Origin of the sequence: Clostridium sp. LS (assembly GCF_002760435.1) — a bacterium.
In the GTDB taxonomy this organism is placed as follows: domain Bacteria; phylum Bacillota; class Clostridia; order Clostridiales; family Clostridiaceae; genus Clostridium.
In genome coordinates, this window is sequence record NZ_AUUU01000065.1 from 14,453 (window position 1) to 36,795 (window position 22,343).

At 29.1% G+C, this 22,343-nt stretch carries 21 protein-coding genes; 7 read left to right on the top strand and 14 right to left on the bottom strand.

The window, feature by feature from the left end; all coding sequences use genetic code 11:
- Positions 1 to 129: 129 nt before the first annotated feature.
- From COL3_RS15240 to purR, 4 genes are all read right to left on the bottom strand, one after another.
- On the bottom strand, positions 130 to 1,095 hold the full coding sequence (locus COL3_RS15240; RefSeq protein WP_008422763.1) for a ribose-phosphate diphosphokinase: 966 nt from the start codon (positions 1,093 to 1,095) through the stop codon (positions 130 to 132).
- Positions 1,096 to 1,143: 48 nt separating this feature from the next.
- Positions 1,144 to 2,514, bottom strand: coding sequence for a bifunctional UDP-N-acetylglucosamine diphosphorylase/glucosamine-1-phosphate N-acetyltransferase GlmU (gene glmU, locus COL3_RS15245; RefSeq protein WP_008422765.1), 1,371 nt, complete (start codon positions 2,512 to 2,514; stop codon positions 1,144 to 1,146).
- A gap of 316 nt (positions 2,515 to 2,830) precedes the next feature.
- Entirely contained in the window at positions 2,831 to 3,109 is a 279-nt protein-coding gene (gene spoVG / locus COL3_RS15250; protein ID WP_008422768.1) for a septation regulator SpoVG, read from the bottom strand.
- A gap of 164 nt (positions 3,110 to 3,273) precedes the next feature.
- The gene (gene purR, locus COL3_RS15255) at positions 3,274 to 4,089 is read right to left on the bottom strand and encodes a pur operon repressor (protein ID WP_008422770.1); all 816 of its coding nucleotides are present in this window, start codon (positions 4,087 to 4,089) and stop codon (positions 3,274 to 3,276) included.
- Between the two features lie 291 nt (positions 4,090 to 4,380).
- Here purR and murC point away from each other — a divergent pair, with 291 nt between their 5' ends.
- The 3 genes from murC to asnS all read left to right on the top strand — a co-directional run bounded on the left by murC (position 4,381) and on the right by asnS (position 8,415).
- Entirely contained in the window at positions 4,381 to 5,766 is a 1,386-nt protein-coding gene (gene murC / locus COL3_RS15260) for a UDP-N-acetylmuramate--L-alanine ligase (protein WP_008422773.1), read from the top strand.
- Positions 5,767 to 5,806: 40 nt separating this feature from the next.
- The gene (locus COL3_RS15265; RefSeq protein ID WP_008422776.1) at positions 5,807 to 6,505 is read left to right on the top strand and encodes a metallophosphoesterase family protein; all 699 of its coding nucleotides are present in this window, start codon (positions 5,807 to 5,809) and stop codon (positions 6,503 to 6,505) included.
- Between the two features lie 515 nt (positions 6,506 to 7,020).
- Positions 7,021 to 8,415 (top strand): asparagine--tRNA ligase, encoded by a 1,395-nt coding sequence (gene asnS, locus COL3_RS15270; RefSeq protein WP_008422779.1) that lies wholly within the window; start codon positions 7,021 to 7,023, stop codon positions 8,413 to 8,415.
- A 365-nt stretch (positions 8,416 to 8,780) separates the two neighbouring features.
- Here the strand turns inward: asnS and COL3_RS15275 are convergent, their stop codons facing one another.
- The 3 genes from COL3_RS15275 to COL3_RS15285 all read right to left on the bottom strand — a co-directional run bounded on the left by COL3_RS15275 (position 8,781) and on the right by COL3_RS15285 (position 11,290).
- Complete coding sequence (locus tag COL3_RS15275) at positions 8,781 to 10,646, bottom strand: PAS domain-containing sensor histidine kinase (RefSeq protein WP_008422780.1); 1,866 nt, start codon at positions 10,644 to 10,646, stop codon at positions 8,781 to 8,783.
- 114 nt (positions 10,647 to 10,760) lie between these two features.
- On the bottom strand, positions 10,761 to 10,895 hold the full coding sequence (locus tag COL3_RS15280) for a cyclic lactone autoinducer peptide (RefSeq protein WP_008422782.1): 135 nt from the start codon (positions 10,893 to 10,895) through the stop codon (positions 10,761 to 10,763).
- A gap of 2 nt (positions 10,896 to 10,897) precedes the next feature.
- A complete protein-coding gene (locus tag COL3_RS15285; protein WP_099716654.1) occupies positions 10,898 to 11,290 on the bottom strand; it encodes an accessory gene regulator B family protein in 393 nt (130 codons plus the stop codon).
- 846 nt (positions 11,291 to 12,136) lie between these two features.
- On the opposite strand from COL3_RS15285, the gene COL3_RS15295 reads away from it, so the two are divergent.
- Positions 12,137 to 12,418 carry a class I SAM-dependent methyltransferase gene (locus COL3_RS15295; RefSeq protein ID WP_008422789.1) on the top strand — a complete coding sequence of 94 codons (282 nt, stop codon included), beginning with the start codon at positions 12,137 to 12,139 and terminating at the stop codon, positions 12,416 to 12,418.
- Between the two features lie 92 nt (positions 12,419 to 12,510).
- On the opposite strand, the gene COL3_RS15300 is transcribed toward COL3_RS15295, so the two are convergent.
- Together COL3_RS15300 and serC are read right to left on the bottom strand one after the other, a co-directional pair.
- On the bottom strand, positions 12,511 to 12,978 hold the full coding sequence (locus COL3_RS15300; protein ID WP_008422792.1) for a hypothetical protein: 468 nt from the start codon (positions 12,976 to 12,978) through the stop codon (positions 12,511 to 12,513).
- A gap of 316 nt (positions 12,979 to 13,294) precedes the next feature.
- Positions 13,295 to 14,377: a 3-phosphoserine/phosphohydroxythreonine transaminase gene (gene serC / locus COL3_RS15305; RefSeq protein ID WP_008422793.1), complete on the bottom strand. Its 1,083-nt coding sequence runs from the start codon at positions 14,375 to 14,377 to the stop codon at positions 13,295 to 13,297.
- A 383-nt stretch (positions 14,378 to 14,760) separates the two neighbouring features.
- Here serC and COL3_RS15310 point away from each other — a divergent pair, with 383 nt between their 5' ends.
- From COL3_RS15310 to COL3_RS15320, 3 genes are read left to right on the top strand one after another with little or no spacing between them, the layout of a single operon-like run.
- Positions 14,761 to 15,846 (top strand): HD-GYP domain-containing protein, encoded by a 1,086-nt coding sequence (locus COL3_RS15310; protein WP_008422796.1) that lies wholly within the window; start codon positions 14,761 to 14,763, stop codon positions 15,844 to 15,846.
- A 57-nt stretch (positions 15,847 to 15,903) separates the two neighbouring features.
- Positions 15,904 to 16,869: a glycosyltransferase family 2 protein gene (locus COL3_RS15315; protein ID WP_008422798.1), complete on the top strand. Its 966-nt coding sequence runs from the start codon at positions 15,904 to 15,906 to the stop codon at positions 16,867 to 16,869.
- A gap of 5 nt (positions 16,870 to 16,874) precedes the next feature.
- Entirely contained in the window at positions 16,875 to 17,273 is a 399-nt protein-coding gene (locus COL3_RS15320; RefSeq protein WP_008422800.1) for a GtrA family protein, read from the top strand.
- A gap of 41 nt (positions 17,274 to 17,314) precedes the next feature.
- On the opposite strand, the gene COL3_RS15325 is transcribed toward COL3_RS15320, so the two are convergent.
- From COL3_RS15325 to nifV, 5 genes are all read right to left on the bottom strand, one after another.
- The gene (locus COL3_RS15325; protein ID WP_008422802.1) at positions 17,315 to 17,533 is read right to left on the bottom strand and encodes a hypothetical protein; all 219 of its coding nucleotides are present in this window, start codon (positions 17,531 to 17,533) and stop codon (positions 17,315 to 17,317) included.
- Between the two features lie 131 nt (positions 17,534 to 17,664).
- Positions 17,665 to 18,276, bottom strand: a complete 612-nt coding sequence (locus COL3_RS15330) for a DNA-3-methyladenine glycosylase (RefSeq protein WP_008422804.1) — start codon at positions 18,274 to 18,276, stop codon at positions 17,665 to 17,667.
- Positions 18,277 to 18,431: 155 nt separating this feature from the next.
- Entirely contained in the window at positions 18,432 to 18,941 is a 510-nt protein-coding gene (nrdG, locus tag COL3_RS15335; protein ID WP_008422805.1) for an anaerobic ribonucleoside-triphosphate reductase activating protein, read from the bottom strand.
- 224 nt (positions 18,942 to 19,165) lie between these two features.
- The gene (locus COL3_RS15340; RefSeq protein ID WP_008422807.1) at positions 19,166 to 21,088 is read right to left on the bottom strand and encodes an aconitate hydratase; all 1,923 of its coding nucleotides are present in this window, start codon (positions 21,086 to 21,088) and stop codon (positions 19,166 to 19,168) included.
- A 25-nt stretch (positions 21,089 to 21,113) separates the two neighbouring features.
- Positions 21,114 to 22,274, bottom strand: a complete 1,161-nt coding sequence (gene nifV, locus COL3_RS15345) for a homocitrate synthase (RefSeq protein WP_008422812.1) — start codon at positions 22,272 to 22,274, stop codon at positions 21,114 to 21,116.
- Positions 22,275 to 22,343 lie beyond the last annotated feature (69 nt).

The following is a 22,343-nucleotide window of genomic DNA, read 5'->3' on the forward strand; positions in this document are numbered from 1 at the left end:
TTTCCTTAATGTCTTTTAATATAAAAATAATTTTTATAAAAAATAGAATATATATTTATTACTATAATTTTATAATAAATATACATTCTGTTTTTGCATTTGAGGATATTTTAAAATTAAATACTTATCTTATTGGTGACATTCAAATAATTTGCTAATTGGCTGATCATCATAAATTCTTTTTATTGCTTCTGCAAATAAAGGAGCAACTGAAATAGAAAAAATCTTTCTATTGTCATTATCTTCTTTTAGTGGAATTGTGTTTAGCATTACTAGTTCTTCAATTGCTGAAGCATTTATTCTATCCATCGCTGGACCAGATAATACTCCATGAGTACAGCAGGCATAAATATTTTTCGCCCCTAAATCTTTAAGAGCATTTGCTGCATTTGCAATAGTCCCAGCAGTATCTATCATATCATCAATCAAAATACATCTCTTTCCTTCAATATCACCTATAATATTCATTATTTCTGAAACATTTGCTTTGGGTCTTCTCTTATCTATAATTGCTATTGGTGCTTGCAAATTATCTGCAAATTTTCTTGCCCTAGTTACACTTCCTAAATCTGGCGAAACTACTACAACATCTTCTTGATCCATTAACCCCTTTGATATATAATGTTGTGCAAGTATTGGCGCACCAAGCAGGTGGTCAACAGGAATATTAAAGTATCCTTGAATTTGGGCTGCATGTAAATCCATAGTTAGAACTCTATTCGCTCCCGCCGCAGTTAACAGGTCTGCAACTAATTTTGCAGTTATCGGATCTCTTGATTTAGCCTTTCTATCCTGTCTTGCATAACCGTAATACGGTATAACTGCTGTGATTCTACCCGCTGATGCTCTCTTGAATGCATCAATCATAATTAATAATTCCATTAAATTATTATTAACCGGTGAAGACGTAGATTGTACTATGAATACATCGTTACCCCTAACAGTTTCATTAATATCTACAGATATTTCTCCATCACTAAAAGTTGAAACCTTAGAATTTCCCACTGGAACTCCTAATATATCGGCTATATCCCGAGCTAATTTCGGATGTGAATTTCCAGTAAATACTTTTATATTTCTCCCATGAGTTATCATAATTGAGAAGACCCCCTTTATAATTTTGGCTGATTTATATTAAAAACTTTATTTTTTTAGTCCTTTTTTCTCTACCCATCCTTTAATATTTCTTTGCTTAGCTCTTGCCACAGCAAGATCGCCTTCATTTACTTCTGATGTAATTGTAGAGCCTGCCGCAATATACGTATTATTGTGAATTGTAACAGGTGATACCAAATTAGTATTACAGCCTATAAAGCTATGATCTCCAATAATTGTTTTATGTTTCTCTTTACCATCGTAATTTACAACTACTGTTCCGCATCCAAAATTACACTCTGATCCAACTTCAGCATCTCCTATATAAGTTAAATGAGATACTTTAGTTCCATCTCCAATAGTTGATTTCTTTATCTCTACAAAGTCTCCTATTCTAGCATGTTTACCTATTGTAGATTCAGGTCTTATATATGCAAATGGCCCAACAGTAGTATTATCACCAACATTACTATCCAATATAACCGAAGATTGAATCTCTACTTCATTTCCAATTGCACTATCTGCTATTCTGCAATTCTGATAAATTAAACAGTTATTCCCTATCTTTGTATTACCTTCTAGAATGTTATTCGGATATATTATTGTATCCTTTCCTATTTCAACATCGATTCCTATATAGGTTGTTTTCGGATCAATTAATGTAACTCCATTTTCCATATGTTTAAGATTTATTCTGTTTTTAAGGATCTCTTCTGCTTCTGCTAATTGAACCCTTGAATTTACTCCAATAGTCTCTTCATAATCAGTTAAAACTGCACCGACTTGCTTTCCTAGAGATTTTAATATTTCTATGACATCAGTAAGGTAATATTCACCTTGCTGATTATTATTATTTATTTTTTCTAAGGCACTAACTAACAATTCAATATCAAAACAGTAAATTGCAGTATTCATTTCATTAATTTTAAGTTCTTCTTCATTACAATCCTTATGCTCTACTATTTTTAAAACTTGGTTATTTGCATCACGCACAATTCTTCCATAACCTGTCGGGTCTTCCACTAATGAAGTTAAAATAGTTGCGGCATTATTATTTTCAATATGATCATTGAATAATCTTTCAATAGTTGATTGTTTTATTAAAGGAGTATCACCTGCAAAAATTGCGACTACTCCTTTTTTATCTTTTAAAAAATCGTTAGCACATTTAACAGCATGACCAGTTCCCAATTGCTCTACTTGTAATGAATAGGCAACATTTTTATCTAATGTTCTTTCTTTTACAAATTCAGCACCCTTACCTATAATTACATTTATATCATCGATTCCTGAATTTCTTATTGAGTCTATAACATGTTTTAACATTTCTTTACCACATACTTTATGCAATACCTTAGGTAAATCTGACTTTATTCTCTTACCCTGACCAGCTGCCAAAACTAGTGCACATTTATACATTATATATCACACCTCTTTTATAAGTTTAGACATACGAAAGAAATAACAATCACAGATGTTATTCTTTATATCAGCTAATAGAACTTTTTATCTAATAGCTGGCAATTATTTAAACACATTGACTTGTTATTTTTCTCAATATACCTTATATTAACACGATTAATCTCTTTAAATAACACATTTAATATTCATGCTAAATTAATTATATTTGAAAGCAATAGTTATTTCAACCCATTAATATCTTAATATTTTCCAAATGAAACTTAGTTTAACAAAACAAAAGGAAGTCATAAAAAACTTCCTTTTGCTCATAAGTTTATTGCTCTTCTACAACTTCTTCTGAAATAGCTTTTTCATACGCTTCTAAAATTGCAGTTTGAATTTTTTCCCTTGCTTCTGTGTTTATTGGGTGAGCTATATCCTTAAATTCTCCATCTGGTGTTTTTCTACTAGGCATAGCAATAAATAAACCCATTTGTCCTTCTATAACTTTGATATCGTGAATCACAAATTCATTATCAAATGTAACAGAAACTATTCCCTTCATTTTACCTTCTGATGCGATTTTTCTAATTCTAACGTCTGTAATTTTCATTTTACTCCACCCCTCCCAGTTGCTTTAAAAATATTTAATATTTATATATTTTCTCCACAAATTTCTAAATTCCTTTTTTATATTTAATAAATCCTTAAAAATTTATTTTTTTGTAGAAATTAACATAAATTAATACAACTAAGAGATTGTCCGATTAAAATAATTTATGAAAATATTTTTGAAGGCTGTATTCCTATTATTGCTGATTTGTCTACTTCCTTTAGTTCTACAATGGAAACATATTCGTCAATTAGCTTCTTTTCAGTTTGCTTATTGTCTACCAGGACTCCAATCCCTACTAGTTCACTATCAAATTCCTTTAACAAGTCCTTGATTCCGATGGCAGTTCCTCCACCTTTCATAAAATCATCAATAAATATACATTTACTAGATGGCTTCATTGACTTCTTAGATAATGACATTTGTTGTAATCTTCCATTACTTCCTGAAACATAATTTATAGTGACTGTTGGCCCCTCCGTTACTTGACTATCCCTTCTAGCAATAACCAACTGTACTCCCAAATTTCTTGCAACTTCATAAGCTAGCGGAATTCCTTTAGTTTCAACGGTAATTACATAGTTAACATCTTTTCCTTGAAAACAAGACGAAAGCATAACTCCAGCCTTACTTATTATTTTAGGATTATACATTAAATCTGTCATATATATTATGTTTCCGGGAATAACTCTTCCATCATCACTTAATTGCTTACATAATTCTTGTGCAAATACCTTCATCTCTTCTTCACCACTTTGTGGTATATATTTTATTCCCCCTGCTACACCGGCAATGGTTTCAATCTTTCCCATTTTAAGTTTTTCTAAAACTTCACGCACTACAACAATATCCTCACTTATAGTAGATTTTGCTGCATTTAATAGTTCCGAAAACCTGTTTAATCCTAATATTTTGTTAGGACTTTCTAATAAAATTTTGGTTATAGCAACTACCCTCTTATTTCTCGTAAACTTCTCCATATTAAATCTCCTACACGAATTATTTTTATATTAAATCCCTTTAATATTCATATTTTATGCTAAATTCAAGTTAATATCAATATTTTTAGTTATAAAGTTATTTTATATAACCATAGCTTGTTCACAAATACACTAAATATGCATAAAATATTATGTATTTATTTTTTTCTATGGTTGATTTTTTGAAAAATGTATATAATTATAGTTAAAGTATAATACTAAATATTTTAATAATTTAGAAAAAATAATAAATACGTTTCAGTGTTTATTAATTAAAAAGGAGTTGATCATTTGTCTTTCGATTTTATAAAAGATAAAGATAAGAAAATTCATTTTATTGGTATTGGTGGAATTAGCATGAGCGGTTTAGCTGCCGTTTTATTAAATAGTGGATATAAAGTATCTGGCTCAGATTTCAAAGATTCACCTATTGTTGATAAATTAAGAGTTTCAGGGGCTGAAATTTACATAGGACACAAAAGAGAAAATATTAAAGATGTAGATTTAGTTGTCTATACTGCCGCAATCCCATCTGATAATCTTGAGTTATTAGAGGCAAAAGAAAAAAATATTTCATTAATGGATAGAGCAGAATTTTTAGGACAAATTATGAAAGGACATAAATATAATGTAGCTATATCAGGTACCCACGGAAAAACTACATGTACATCAATGCTTTCCCACATTACTCTTGCTGGTAATTTAGATCCTACAATTCTAGTTGGAGGAGAATTAGATGCAATAGGTGGTAATTTTAGAATAGGTAATAGTGATTATTTTTTAACTGAAGCTTGTGAATATAAACGTTCATTTTTAAAATTTTATCCTTATGTTGGGATAATATTAAATATAGACGCAGACCATTTAGACTATTATAAAAGCATAGATGAAATTGCAGATACTTTTCTACAATTCTCTAAACTGATTCCAGATGATGGTTATCTTATAGGTTTTAATGATGATGCTCGAGTTAAGGAAATTTTATCTAAAGCACACTGCAATACACTAAGCTATGGATTTAATGATAATGCAGATGTAAATGCTAAAAATATAACTTTCAACAAAAATGGCTGTGCAACTTTTGATGTATATAAGGATAACAAAAATTTATTTACACTTACTTTAAACGTACCAGGTAAGCATAATATTTTAAATGCCCTTGCTTCAATTTGTGTTTCCCTTATATTTGATATTTCTAATGACGATATAATCGAAGGATTGTCAAAATGTAAAGGCGCTCATAAAAGATTTGAATACAAAGGTGAACTAAATGGTGTTACTATAATAGATGATTATGCCCATCATCCTACGGAAATTAAAGCTACCTTAAGTACTGCAAAACAAATCAATCATAATAAAATCTATTGCATCTTTCAGCCACACACTTATACCAGGACAAAGGCATTATTTGATGAATTTACTGAATGTTTTAATGATACAGATGAGCTCATTCTAATGGATGTTTACGCTGCTCGTGAAAAAAATACTGGTCTTGTATCTTCCAATGAACTTGGTGATGCAATAAGAAATAAAGGTGTAAAATGCACTAATGTTCATTCTCATGATGAGGCATTAAATTATGCTAAATCAAAACTTGCTTCTGGTGACTTGCTGTTAACAGTAGGTGCTGGTGATGTAGTTATTGTAGGAGAGAATTATTTAAAATCTCAAATGTAGTAATTTTAACTTTTTTTAAAACAACATAGGAGGAATACTTATGAAGATAGCTGTAATTTCAGATATTCATGCTAATGTTTATGCTCTTATTACTCTTTTAGAGGATATAGATGACGAAAAAGTTGATACTATCATTTGCTTGGGCGATTTAGTTGGTTATGGTCCTCATCCTAATGAAGTTATTTCAATGGTAAGAAGAAGACATATATTATGTATAAAGGGAAATTATGATAATTCTGTCGTGGACAATGAATATTCTTATATAAGAGAAACTTATATTAACAGTTTCTCTCTTCCTTGGACTGTTAATGAGTTAAGAGAAGAAAATCGAATGTTTCTAGATAATCTGCCTTCCACCATAACTTTAAATATTGCAGGTAAAAAACTTTTATTCGTTCATGGCAGTCCAAATAAAATTAACGAATATCTTCTAAAAGATGAAAATAACACGCTAGATATAATGAATTCACTTAATGCTGATGTCCTAGTATGTGCACATACTCATATTCCAGGAATAAAAGAATTCGGTAATAAAGTATATATAAATTCAGGTAGTGTAGGAAAGCCCAAAATTGGTCGTCCAAATATTACTTATAGCATATTGAACTTTACAAAAGAAGGTGGAATGAAAGTTCAAGTAAAAGAAATTCCATATCCATTCAAAAGAATTGTGAAGGATATGACTATGTTGAATTTTCCAAAGGAATTAATTCAAAGCTTTGAAGACGGGATAGAATAGACAAGCCTTACCGAAATACTTTTTATGTATTTAACTATCATCTCATAGATTAACAGTCTGGAAATTATACACCTATGTAGTAATTAGACAATAGACGGGTACCCTGTTAATATAATTACTCGAGAATATTGCTATAAATTTGTAAAAGTAAAAATAGTTCTGTTTTTGTATACTTCTGATATTTATTGGAACAAGCAAAGATGGGACTATTTTTTATTTAAGAATACATACTAAATTATATTTACAATGTAATACTATAGTAGGCAAATATCTAAATTTATCAATTTTATATTAATTTAATGTTTTACTTATAATTTAGATATTTAAAGCTATAAATTATTATCTATTTAAGGACTAGCCATAAGTTGCATTCATTAGTAAAGTATTGTAAAATCTATGTATTGTTAAGCGTAAGGGTTATATTAATAGAGTTTTAGCATAACACAATAAAATTTTTGATTAATATATCTTTATTTGAATTTAGAGATTAATTATAAAAACGGAGGTCATATAATATGGCAAAATCAATTTCAATTAAAAGCCTTTATCGAAATACCGATGATTTCCTATCAAAGGAAGTAACAATATCAGGCTGGATAAGAACCCTTAGATCATCTAACGCCTTTGGTTTTATAGAGGTTAATGATGGTTCTTTCTTTAAAAATATTCAAGTGGTTTTTGATGATAAAATATCTAACTTTAAGGAGATATCAAAACTGCCTATAAGTTCATCAATTTCAGTAAACGGTATATTAGTTGCTACACCAGAGGCAAAACAACCTTTTGAGATCCAAGCAAAAAATATTATTATAGAAGGAATGTCAAACTCTGATTATCCCCTTCAAAAGAAAAGACATACCTTTGAATACTTAAGAACAATTGCTCATTTAAGACCTAGAAGTAATGCATTTTCAGCAACTTTTAGGGTTCGCTCTGTTGCAGCCTATGCAATTCATAAGTTTTTTCAAGATCAAAACTTTGTATATACTCATACACCTATAATAACTGGAAGTGATTGCGAAGGCGCTGGGGAAATGTTTAGAGTGACAACCCTTAATCCTAAAACTCCTCAACTAACTGACGATGGAAATGTAGATTTTAGTAAGGACTTCTTTGGAAAAGAAACAAATCTTACTGTTTCAGGTCAATTAAATGGAGAATGCTTTGCTTTAGCCTTTAGAAACATTTATACATTTGGTCCAACATTTAGAGCAGAAAATTCTAATACTACAAGACATGCTGCTGAATTTTGGATGATTGAACCAGAAATTGCTTTTGCTGACTTGCAAGATGACATGGAACTTGCAGAGGATATGCTTAAATATGTCATTAAGTATGTTATGGATGAGTGTCCTGAAGAATTAGAATTCTTTAATCAATTTATTGATAAGGGATTACTTGAAAGATTAAATCATGTAGTTTCATCAGACTTTGCTAGAGTTAGCTATACAGAAGCTGTTGAAATATTGCAAAAGTGCGGAAAGCAATTTGATTACCCTGTATCTTGGGGTATAGATCTCCAAACTGAACATGAAAGATATCTTACTGAAGAACACTTTAAAAAACCATTATTTGTAACTGATTATCCTAAAGATATAAAAGCCTTCTATATGAGGTTAAATGATGATAATAAGACAGTCGCTGCTACAGATCTTTTGGTTCCAGGAATCGGTGAAATCATAGGTGGCAGCCAAAGAGAAGAAAGACTAGATGTCTTAAAGAATAGAATGGCAGAATTAAGCTTATCTGAAGAAGATTATTGGTGGTACCTAGAATTAAGAAAATATGGAGAAACTAAACACGCAGGCTTCGGTTTAGGTTTCGAGAGATTAATCATGTATATAACAGGCATGACAAACATTAGGGATGTAATACCATTTCCACGAACTCCAGGAACAAGCGAGTTCTAATTACTTCTAATTTGCAAATTAAAATATAGTTTATTAATTCAAAAAGGGGATAAAGTTGACTTATCTCCTTTTCACTAATTTTATTAATTATTTACTTTTTTTAAATTAATTATTTTTTAGCATTGATTTCTTATTTTTATATTCTAGTTGCATCATATTATATGGTGTTTATACCGCTGCCTCTTTATAGAATTATTTCTCCAAATTAAATATATGTATTAATATCCTTTTGTATGGCATTTATATGGTATGTATACTTCCCTAACCCTATAACTTATTGATATAATGATGTCATTCAACTTTTATATTGTACAACATGTCTATACAATATATATAAGATGATAATACCTATTTATTGCTCTACCTTAATCCTGTATTGAATATATGTCAGAAAACTCTATTTCAATTCTCTCCACATTTGTTTCAAAAAGCATATTATTCATATAATCTTCATCTTCAACTGGCAGCACAGGCAGTTCTATTGAAAATTCACTACCTTCACCTTCAGTACTTACCACACTTATCTTTCCATTATGCATTTCAATAAAAGATTTTACTAGATATAGTCCTATTCCAGTTCCCTCACATTGTCTAGAAAGTGAAGAATTTGCTTGTCCAAAACGCTCAAATATAACATCAAGCTTATTTGGAGGAATTCCATCTCCCTCATCCTTTACCTTAATGATAATGCTTGATTCATTATCCAATAAATCTACATATATGTGTCCTCTAGGATGGCTATATTTAAAAGCATTAGATATTAAATTTAGCATTATACGTTCTATCATATCATGATCAAAGCTCATAATTTTTTCTTCTATTTCTGTATCAAATATAAGTTCTATATCTCTGCTTTTTACATAACTAGCCACTGATTGAACAATGTCTTCTACAACACTTACTATATTACCATTTTTTTTATTAATTTTTATAAATCCAGAATCTAGTTTAGTTATATCTAAAAGATTATTTATTAACCTGATCATTCTTTTACAATTTTGTTTCATGGTTTTTAAATAAGACTTGCACTTATCAATGCTATATAAATCATAATTATCTAGATGCATATTTATAGCCTGAATAGCAACATAAATAACATTAACAGGTGTCTTAAGTTCATGAGACATATTGGTAAAAAAGTCCATTATAAGGCTATTGAATTCTCTAGTTTCATTAAGTAATTTTAAATTTTTCTCTGCATCTAGCTCTAAAGTTTCTACTTTCTTTTCAGATGTTATATCGAGCAAAAAAGTCAGTATAGAAGGTTCTCCTCTATAAGTAAAAAAAGATGATGTATTTCGTACAGGTATGACCTCACCATTGTAATTTATTATATTTTCATCTTCTATAATCTTTAATAGCTTCTTATCTACAATCTCTAAATATTTATTTTCAATATTTCTTTGAAATCCATCTAAATAGTGATTATAAAAAGTTTCCCCATTTAAATCCATTGGATTTTTATATCCTAATAATTTGCTAGCACTTTCGTTAGCGTATATAATTATCCCATCTTTATGTACAATAATTGAATTTAGCGAATTTTCAAATAACATATCATAACAAATTTTATTATTTAATAATAACGATTCCATTTCTTTTCTTTGTTTATCTTTTTCTTCTAATTCACAACTTAAAATATTAAGGGTCTCATCTTTCTTTTTATTATTTTCAAACTCCATATCAACATAATACCCAAGTATCCATGCAAAAAAAATAAATATTCCTGCCATTATTAAATCCTTTTGAAAATATACATTAATTCCATCGTTAAGTGGGGCATATAATAGATCTGCTCCGAGTATAAAAATAGAAGAAAAAAGTGAAGTTATAATTCCATAGCGAGAACCATATTGAATTACTGAAGATATTATTAGTAGCAGAAACAAATATTTATATTCATTTTCGTAAACTGTAGATAAATATATTGGTAAAGAAATAATCGATATAAAAAAAATATTTTCTAATAGCCATGAAATTCTGAATACATTTGATGATTGTGATATTCTATTACTAATTATCAACCAAATTATATAACATATTCCAGTAGTACATAAAAAAAATCCTGTAGTATACAAATTGAATTGACCATTATCTTTTATATTTAAATTAGCCCAATACTTCGGTAAATTCATATATATAATTATGCTAATAAATACTATTATTGCAATTTTAACAATGGATAATATTATAGATAAATTGTTTTCGGTTTTATTTATAAATATCTTCATAAGGTAACCTCCTAGTATTATAGGCAAAACTGCATAAATTGAAAGTAAAAATTGTTAATTAACTAAATCAACAATTTTTACTTTCAATATTGTTTTAATTTAATTTTTTATATACTATTTTCTTAGACACTTTGGTTCTTCTGGTTGAAATGCACCCCAAGAACAAGCTGAGGCAGAAACAGAAAATGCTATCTTTGTGCAAATATATGATGTGATCATAGTAATTAATTTATTAATTTGATTTTTCATAATTACTCACCTCTTTTCATAATATATTTTAAAACAAAGTCGACTTTGTTTAATAAACTAATTCCAATTTTGGTAAGTGTAATAGCCTGCCATAAGATTCCAATACTAATACTTTCCATGAATTTAATACAATATAAATCCAAATATTTTTTACTTAGTATAAACAGAATTGCAATTATAAATAAAAAAAGGAATATTACAGCAATAGATTTCTTTTTAAATTGTTTTTTCACTTCAATACTAGTAATAGGTTTCTTAATGCTGTCTACAGGTGCATTTTTTGCTACTATTATAAAAGCTATACTTATTAGCAACACTGTAAACATATTCAACTTGTATAATATATTATCAATAGACATTCCATCTGCAGCTGCTACAAATGTGCCTATTATAATGCAACGACTTGGATTTAATCGCTATTTTTTCAGTTAGAGATATTTTTTGTTCCTTCCCTCATCTTTAATAAATAATTAAATATTATGATAGATATCAATAGGATAATTAAAGATGGTGTACCAACTAAACATTTTATAAGAGGATTTGAAAATTCAATGCTTGTATCTATATTTAATAAATTTAACATAATCATATTTAAAAATTCACCTAAGGTAAGTAAAAAATATACTAGAAAAGTACTATATATAGATTTAATTATAGGTATTCTAATAACAACCATAATACTTATAATTAAAATTATATTAATTATCATATGTACACCAAAATATATAGGAAGCCATCTTACAAAAAAGATCATTAATGATAATAATACGCTTGAAAGTATATACTTTAGTATATTAATAGATTTTTTAGAGATTACATGTATCCCTAATATTAAAATAAATGTTTCTGGTATAATCCTAAAAAAAAATTCTATCCAAGTAATTTTCAACATATTGTAACATCCTTTCTTCCATATCTAATCTATTATAACTAAGAAACAAATTTATAATTTGTTTCAACAGATCATATACATTATAACTTTAACTTCTATATAATGTATTATTCTCCATTAGATGTATAATTCCTTCTTTATTTTACAAAAAATAATAAAAATAGTTCTAAGTAACGTTAAATTTGATAAAAATAAAAATTTGTGTAACATAGTAGTTTTATAACTATAAAATTTATATTATATCATGGAGTAAGGATAATTTTTATATGATAGGAGTAATATAAGAACTAACGATTTAAAAACATATTTAAGAAACTTAAATAGTCTCTGGAGCACACTGTTTTATCGAGTGGTTTGGGAACAACTATCTCAAATAACCAACTCAAAAATTCTTGACTTCGGAAGCGGATTTGAAATCACAGCGAATCATTTAGCAAAAAGTAATAATGTACTTGCAATAGAACCAGATGCTAAAATGGTAGAAAAAAGAATGTGTAAAAATAATTATCAACAGATTATTGGTGATATAGGGCAATTAAAACAACTCGAAGATAATTCATTTGATGTTGTAGTATGCCACAATGTTTTAGAATCTGTAAAAGAACGAAAAGATCTATTTCGAAAAATTTAATTAAATGATATGAACATAATCCTGTATACTAGTATAAAATATGTAGGATTATTATAGAAATATTAAATATAATTATTTGTTCTTTCTATTCATTAACCATTCAAAAATAATTTCGTATTATTCCTCTTTAATAAATACTTAATTATTATTATGGATAGCAAAAGAAAAATTAAAGATGGTAAATTATATATGCACTTTTTAAATGGATTTATAAATTGAATACTTGTATTTATGTTTAATAAATTCAATAATATCATATTTAAAAATTCACCTAAAGTAAGTATAAAAAACATTGATAATGTACTATACATAGCTTTTATTATTTGTATTCCAATAATAGCCATAATACTTATTATTAAAATTATATTAATCATTATATGTACACCAAAATATATAGGCAGCCATCTTACAAAAAAGATTAATATGGATAATATTACACTAGAAAATATATATTTAGGCATATCAATACATTTCCTAGAAATCACATGTATTCCCCATACCATAATAGATATTTCCGGGAAAGTTCTCAAGAAAAATTCTATCCAAGTAAGTTTCAACATATTGTACCCCCCTTCCCTAGTACATAATCCCATAAAACTAAAAACCAAACTTATAATATATTTTAAAAAATTATATACTCTATTGCTCTAACTTTAACTCTATATAATGTATTATTCGCCACAATATTTATAATTCCTTCCCTTTTTAGCTTTTTTTACTAAATAAGTAATATATTTTACTATTTTGTGCAAAATATAATAAATAGGTCATATTGATTTCTAATTTTTAAAATAAAATAGTCTAAAGTATCTCTTATACCTTAGACTATCATAAACATTCATTTATAAATTTATTTAATTTATTATTTATTATTTATTATTTATTTTCTTCTTCGAATTTCTTCATGAACTCAACTAAAGCTTTAACACCTTCTGTTGGCATAGCGTTATATATACTTGCTCTCATACCACCAACAGTTCTGTGCCCTTTTAAGTTTTCAAATCCTGCTGCTTTAGCTTCTTTTACAAATTTAGCGTCTAATTCATCTGAACCAGTTACGAATGGCACGTTCATTAGAGAACGGTCTTTCTTTACAACTGTTCCTTTGAACATGCTGCTTGAATCTAAATAATTATATAATATAGCAGCCTTTTCTTCGTTAATTTTCTTCATTGCTTCTAAGCCGCCTTTATTTTTAACCCAATTAAATACTTTTCCACAGATATATATTCCATATGCTGGTGGTGTATTATATAATGAATTGTTATCTGCATGAATCTTGTATCTTAACATAGTTGGAGTACCTGGTAATACATCGTCAGTAATTAAATCTTCACGGATTATTACTACTACAACTCCAGCTGGTCCTGCATTCTTTTGAACTCCTGCAAAAATCAACCCATATTTAGTTACATCTACTGGTTCTGATAAGAAATCAGATGACATATCAGCTACTAATATCTTTTCTCCTACTTCTGGAAGATCGTTATATTTAGTTCCATAGATTGTATTGTTATGACATATGTAAACATAGTCTGCATCATCTGAAATTTTTAAATCTTTTAAATCTGGTATATATGAGAAAGTTTTGTCTTCTGAAGAAGCTAATATATTAACTTTCCCAAATATTTTTGCTTCTGATGCTGCCTTTTTAGCCCATTGCCCTGTAATAATATGATCTACAACTTTATTCTTCATTAAATTCATTGGAATCATTGCAAATTGTTGTGATGCCCCACCTTGAAGGAATAAAACCTTATAGTTATCTGGAATATTCATTAATTCTCTTAATGTTTTTTCAGCATCTGTGATGATTCCTTCGAACGCTTTAGAACGATGACTCATCTCCATTACTGACATCCCAGTACCTTTGTAATCTAACATTTCCTCTGCTGCTTCTTTAAGAACCTCTTCTGGCAATACAGCAGGTCCTGCTGAAAAATTATAAACTCTTGACATTCAAAAAGCCCCCTTGTGATATTTTATTTGTAATCTATAATATTATAACACAATTTAATTATCAAGTAACAAATTTATCACCTATAATAACATAAAATTTTAAAATATTCCGAAATTAATATAATTTATTTTTTTAACTCTACTTTATTTACAGTATATTCTCTTAATGGTACAACCATTTTACCCTTAATCAATCCAATTATATACAATTTTTATCACTTATTTTATAATATGACAATATCAATCATTTATAATGATATATTTTTTCCTATAATACTATAAATTCACCAGTTTTGCTGGTATACTACTATTATATACAATATACCAATTGCAAATTATGTTGTAAATTGTACTATAACCAAACACTTGAGGAGACGATAACAATGAGATTAGTTCCAATTGAATGTGTAAAGCCAAATACAACTATTGGCAAAACATTATATGATGCTGATGGAAGAGTATTAGTAAGAGCCGGAGTAATTCTAAGTGAAAGAATTATTTCTAAGATAAGAGATATTAATATTCTATCAATATATGTTATTGACGAATATAGTTCTGAGGAAATTGAAGATATTATTAAACCCGAATTAAGGCAAAAGGCTATTCTAACAATAAAGGAAGCCTTCTCTAATATAAATAGACTTACAGTCGCTGATAAATTCTCTAAAAAGGAGTCTATGTATTTTAATAGTATAGAAAATATGGCTGAAGATTTAATTGAAAACGTGTTAAATAATAATGGTGTATTACTTTCACTGGTAGATATAAGAAGTATGGATAACTATGTCTATTCACATTCCGTAAATGTCGCTGTAATATCACTTGTTCTGGGCATGACTTTAAAACTTCCAAAAAGGCAATTACAATCCCTATGCATTGGTGCTTTGCTCCATGACGTCGGTAAGTCATTTATTCCCAGGGAAATTCTCATGAAAGAGGAAGAATTAACATCAGAAGAAGTTCAAAAGCTAAAACAACATTCAGCTTTAGGATATAAATATCTGTCAGATTCGTACAATCTAAGTGCTGCTAGTAAAATAATAGCATTGCAACATCATGAAAGACCTGACGGATTAGGATATCCAAATGGCTTGTTAAATGATGAAATAAATATGTTGAGTAAAATTGTTAGCATAGCTAATGCATATGACACCTTGTCTACAGGCAGACCCAATAAAAAGGCACTATTTCCAAGTGATGTTTTAGAATATTTAATGTCTAATGCAGGTAAAATATTTGATTATGATATAGTCAATACTTTTTGTAAAATAGTAATACCATTTTCTAAGGGTACTCTGGTTGAACTTAGCAATGGCGATGTAGCTGTAGTACAAGAAACTCTGCCTAACTTTCCTCTAAGACCTATTGTAAAAATTCTAAAGAGCGCAAACTCAGATATAATAAATGAAGAAATTAATTTAATACACGAAACTTCTATAGTTATAACAAAGATAAGATATGAAATATAAAAAATACCTTTTTAATTTAAGTAAATATTGGGTACAATATTTATTGGAGGTGATTTTATGAAAGATATATTATATCTTGTAATTCCTTGTTATAACGAAGAAGAAGTTTTACATGAAACAGCTAAAAGATTATTAGAGAAAATCAATACTATGATTTCAAATAATCTTATTTCTAATAAAAGCAAAATACTATTTGTTAATGATGGTTCAAAAGATAATACTTGGAGCATAATTAACGAACTTAATATGACTAATAATATATTCTCTGGTATAAACTTATCTAGAAACAGAGGCCACCAAAACGCTTTGCTTGCAGGTCTTATGATTTCCAAAGAATATTGTGATATGTCCATATCCTTAGATGCTGATTTACAGGATGATGTAGATGTTATAGATAAATTTGTGGAACAATATCATCATGGATGTGATATAGTCTACGGAGTAAGATCCTCAAGACAAACAGATACTTTTTTTAAAAGAGCTACTGCATTAATCTTTTATAAACTTATGAGTAAACTTGGTGTCGATATGGTTTATAATCATGCTGATTATCGCCTTATGAGCAAGCGTGCTTTAGAAGGATTAAGCGAATACAAAGAAGTAAATTTATTTCTTAGGGGTATGGTTCCTCTAATAGGCTATAAATACTCTATTGTTGAATATGAACGCCACGAAAGGTATGCTGGTGAATCCAAATACCCATTAAAAAAAATGATTGCTTTCGCCTTAGATGGAATTACTTCTCTTAGCATTAAACCAATACGAATAATAACATGCCTTGGTTTTACAATATTTTTTGTTGGTGGATTAGCTCTAATATATTCCCTAATAGTAAATTTTTTGGGCAAAACCGTGACCGGTTGGACATCATTAACACTTTCCATTTGGACCCTTGGCGGAATACAGCTTTTATCTCTTGGGGTTATAGGGGAATATATAGGTAAGATATATAATGAAACTAAGAGAAGGCCAAGATTTATTATTGCAGATAAACTAATTGATAGCAATGAAAAGGATAATTAGAAGTTATGGATACTATATTACAAAAATTTAAAGAAACTTTCATTTCGAAACAGTTTATTTTTTTTATTATAATAGGAATTATTAATACTTTTAACGGAACTGTTTTTTCATATATATTTTCTAATTTCCTAAGCGCTAACATTGCTTTTTTACCCGGATATATTTCTGGGCTAATTATATCATATATACTAAACAGCTTTATAACATTTAAAGAGAAACTTGAACTAAAAAAATTTATTAGGTTTACTATATCTTCTATTCCAAATTTTATTATTCAATATATTGTTGTAATAATTTGCACTACTATGGGTTTACACAAACTTTTTGCTTATATGTTAGCTGCAATTATTGGCGTTCCTGTCACCTTCTTGCTTGTGAAATTCTTTGCTTTCAATAATAAGTAAAAAATGCACTAATAAGGCATAGCCTTATAATCTATGCCTTATCAGTGCATTTTTCTATTAATAGATTTTTTTATTGCTTCAGATATATTAGCATTAATACTGGATGCAGATATAATCCCTTGTTTCTTAAGCTCCTGTACATCTTTATACACTTCACCAAAAGATTTTTTTATTTTTTTAACTTTCCTATCCTTAAAAAACAATTTTCTCCTCGTATATTTATATTTATGTATTTCCTTATTACTTATTATAATTACCATGGGAATCCCTCTCCTGAAAATATTAACCTCATGGTAAATTTATCGTGATAAACATATTACTCTTTATCTCTTTTAAGTAAATAACTGTAATAATTTATTGAATTATTTATTTAGGTATATTATATTTTTATTTATTTTTTAGAAATATATTTGTTACCCTTTATATAAAATCTCCAAGGAAAATCTACTGCTTCTTCTGCATAATCAATTCCAACTCGTTTAGTTTCAACTATTTCAAACTTCTCATTTTCTCCATCTTCAATATAAATATCTCCGGTCTCATAAAGTTTTTTATAATTATCTGATTTATCAATTGAATAAGCTAAGCATAATTTTGAAGGACCATTTGAAATTGCTTTTTTTTTAGTTTCCGATAACTCTTCATAGTTTTGACTAAATCTTTTTTTAGCTAAATAATCAAATTCATTTAATGGCTCAAATGCTCTTATTAGAACTCCTTCTCCTTTATCTTCAAGTCCGCTTATCACATTAAAGCAAAAATATTTACCATAAATAAAAAATATATATGCAATTCCCCCCTCTCTAAATAAAGGTTCTGTTCTCTCAGTTCGTCTCCCATTATAAGCGTGAGATGCTTTATCTACCTCTCCTATATAAGCCTCTGTTTCAACAATTTTGGCCTTTAAAGTCACATTATCAACAGTTCTTACAACAACTTTTCCTAAAAGTTCTTTAGCTAAACTTAGTGCACCTTGTTTATAAAATTCTTTATCTAAAATCAAAATTCATTCACCCAACTTTCAATATAAATCATATTATTTATATTGTGAAATGTTCAAGGTTTTTATTATTAAAAAATTATCCACATTTTCTAAATTTAATCCACAGATTTTCTGTTAATAATCCAAGTTTGTGGATAATCTTTAGCTGTAATATATTAATATTTTAAAATTATTATTTTTCCCTCTTTCAAAGTTTTGTTCACATCTATTATTCTTTGGTTTGTTGAGCCTCTAAATCTAAGTCCATCTTGAGTCTTATTCTCCTCAAATTTTCCATCTACAAGAACATCAATATTTTCTAATAATTCACGCCACCCCTCTCTCTTATCAATATTCTCTGTAATATATTCAAAAGTATATCCGGTATAACTCCAAATATTTAACGCTCTCTTTCTAAATTCTTTTGCCATATAAGCAAATTTATCAGCTTGCTCCCATGGATCTCCACCGCTAAACGTAACACCTTTTATAATTGGATTATTTATTGTATCTTCAATTAGCTCATCTATACCCTTTTCTTCTCCACCATTAAAATTATGAGTATCTGGATTAAAACATCCTTTGCAATTATGCTTACAGCCTTGTGCAAAAAATACTCTTCTTATTCCTGGACCATTAACTAAACTTTCATATGCTATTCCAGACAGCCTTATAGTCTTTTTCATTTAAATGCACTTCTTTCTGACTAGATTATATTATTATATTAGAAATTGTTTATTTATAAATTATAACTTAATGATAAATGTACTTTCAAATTAAAATACATTAATTATCATAGTATAGTAACTAATTAAATTAAATCTAAATTATAATTGAGGTTCTTATATTAAAAAAGCGCAGAAATTCTATTTGTATGAATTCCTGCGCTTTAAAAATACTTTATCTTAAATTAGCTATTTGCTTTTACGTAATTAAGTCTTCCGCCTTCTTTAATAACAGCAATTTCTTTTTCTGTTAAATCAACTGTTGCTTCAAACTCAGTTCCTTTAGTTAAGTTCTTAACTTTTACTACTCCTGATTCTAAAGCAGCTTGGATGTTTTCCATCTTCAAGTCATCAACTAAATCAATCTTGTCATAATCAGCTTCATTCTTAAATTCCATTGGAACTATTCCATTGTTTATTAAGTTAGCTTTATGAATTCTAGCAAATGACTTAGCTATAACAGCTTTAACGCCTAAGTATAAAGGTGCAAGTGCCGCATGCTCTCTACTTGAACCTTGACCATAGTTTCCTCCAGCAATTATAAATCCACCATTAAATTCCTTAGCTCTCTTAGGGAATTCTGTATCGACTGTGTTAAAGCAGTATTCTGCAAGGTAAGGTATATTTGATCTAAATGGTAATAACTTTGAGTTTGAAGGCATAATGTGGTCTGTTGTAATATTATCTTCAACTTTTATTAACACTTTACCATCTAATTCTTCAGCTAACGGCTTACTTACTGGGAATGGCTTAATATTTGGTCCTCTAACAACTTCAACTTCAGCATTTGTTGGTGCTGGCGCTAAAATCATTGAGTCATCTATTAAGAATTCCTTAGGCATATCTATTGTTAAATCTACATCCACTTCTGTTGGATCAGTTAAAACTCCATTTATAGCTGAAACTGCAGCAGTTTCAGGACTTACTATATATATTTGTGCTGATAATGTTCCACTTCTACCATAGAAATTTCTATTTACAGTTCTAAGTGAAATCGCATCAGTTCCAGGTGATTGTCCCATACCAATACATGGTCCACAACCATTCTCAAGTATTCTTGCTCCTGAGCTGATTATATCTGCTAATGCACCGTTTCTAGCTATCATTTCCATAACTTGTCTTGATCCAGGTCCTATTACTAAGCTAACATCTGGATGTACTTTTTTACCTTTAAGTATCTTAGCAACCTTCATTAAATCTTCATAAGAAGAGTTAGTACAGCTTCCTATAACTACTTGGTCAACTTTAATCTTACCAACTTCACTAACTTTAGCTACGTTATCTGGACTATGTGGCTTAGCTGTAAGTGGAGTTAATTCACTTAAATTAATTGTCACTACTTCATCATATACAGCATCTGCATCTGGTTTAAATTCTATCCAATCTTGTTCTCTTCCTTGTGCTTTAAAGAATTCTAAAGTTCTTTCATCACTTGGGAAAATTGAAGTTGTAGCTCCAAGTTCTGCTCCCATGTTAGTTATAGTAGCTCTTTCTGGAACTGAAAGTGTTTTAACACCTTCACCAGCGTATTCAAATACTTTTCCTACTCCGCCTTTAACAGTTAATATTCTTAATACTTCTAATATAACGTCTTTAGCTGCTACCATTTTATTTAACTTTCCAGTAAGTTCAATTTTAACTACCTTAGGAGTATTAATATTGTAAGCTCCGCCTCCCATAGCTAGAGCAACGTCTAATCCACCTGCACCCATAGCAAGCATACCAACACCACCAGCTGTTGGCGTATGACTATCTGAACCTATTAATGTATCTCCTGGAGTTGAAAATCTTTCTAAAAAGATTTGATGGCATATTCCATTACCTGGTTTTGAGAAATAAACCCCATATTTAGATGCAACTGTTTGGATAAACTTATGGTCATCTGCATTTTCAAAACCTTGCTGTAACATATTATGATCGATAAATGCTACTGATTTTTTTGTCTTTACTCTATCTATTCCCATAGCTTCTAACTGAAGATATGCCATAGTTCCTGTTGAATCTTGAGTTAAAGTCTGATCTATCTTTAATGCAATAGGCTCTCCTGCTTTTAATTCACCTTCAACAATGTGACTTTTTAAAATTTTATAAACTAAATTATCTCCCAATTTGTTTTCCTCCTATTTCTACTGTTTATTTTTCTTCCAAGTGTCTATGATATTCTTGATATAATTGAACTACTTCCTTATCGAATAAAGATCTCTTTAATCTTACTGATGTAGCTCTTACTAGTTCTAATATTCCTTGTGCTTCCTCATCTGTAAGCTCAATATTATACTCCTTGAATTTATTTACAACTGCCGCTCTCCCTGAGTGCTTTCCTATAACAATTTGTCTTTCTAGTCCAACTATTGATGGGTCAAAAGCTTCATAATTTTTAGGATCCTTTATTGCTCCATCCGCATGGATGCCAGATTCGTGTGCAAACATGTTTGTACCAACAATTGCTTTCCATATAGGAAGATCTCTTCCTGAAGCTCTTGATACATATTCTGATACTTCTCTAAACATTTGAGTGTTTATTTCTTCACCTTTATAGCCATAAACAAGCATTAAAGCCATTATAACTTCTTCTAACGCTGCGTTACCAGCTCTTTCTCCAAGACCATTTACTGTTACTCCAACATGCGATGCTCCACCCTTAATACCAGCTACTGCATTTGCTGTTGCCATTCCAAAGTCATTGTGAGTATGCATTTCTATATCAAAATTAGTCTTATCATATATATATTTAATATCATCTCTAATTCCGAATGGCTCTTTGATTCCAACAGTATCACAATATCTAAATCTATTAGCCCCTGCTTGCTTAGCTGCATTAATAAATTCAACTAAGAAATCTTTATCAGCTCTTGACGCATCTTCCCCATTAACAGATACATAAAGACCATTTTTCTTTGCAAATTCTACGGATTTAACCATGTTTTCCAATACCCATTCTCTAGATGTCTTAAGCTTATGCTGAATGTGTATATCTGATACTGATATAGATATAGCTACTGAATCAACTCCGCAATCTATTGATTGCTCTATATCGCTAATTACAGCTCTATTCCATGCCATTATACTAGATTTTAAATTTCTTTTCACTATTTTTTTTATAGCCTCTTTTTCGTCGCCACCCATTGTAGGTATTCCTACTTCTAGTTGATCAACACCTAAATCACTTAACATTTGAGCTATCACTATTTTTTCATCATTAGCGAAAACTACGCCTGCTGTTTGCTCACCATCCCTAAGAGTGGTATCTACTATAGTAACCTTTTTGTTAGTTTTCAAATTACTAACTGCCATTGCAATCCCCCCATTTATATTTTTAACTTATAGCTTAAAGCAATATTTCTAATAAAATAACAAATTTCA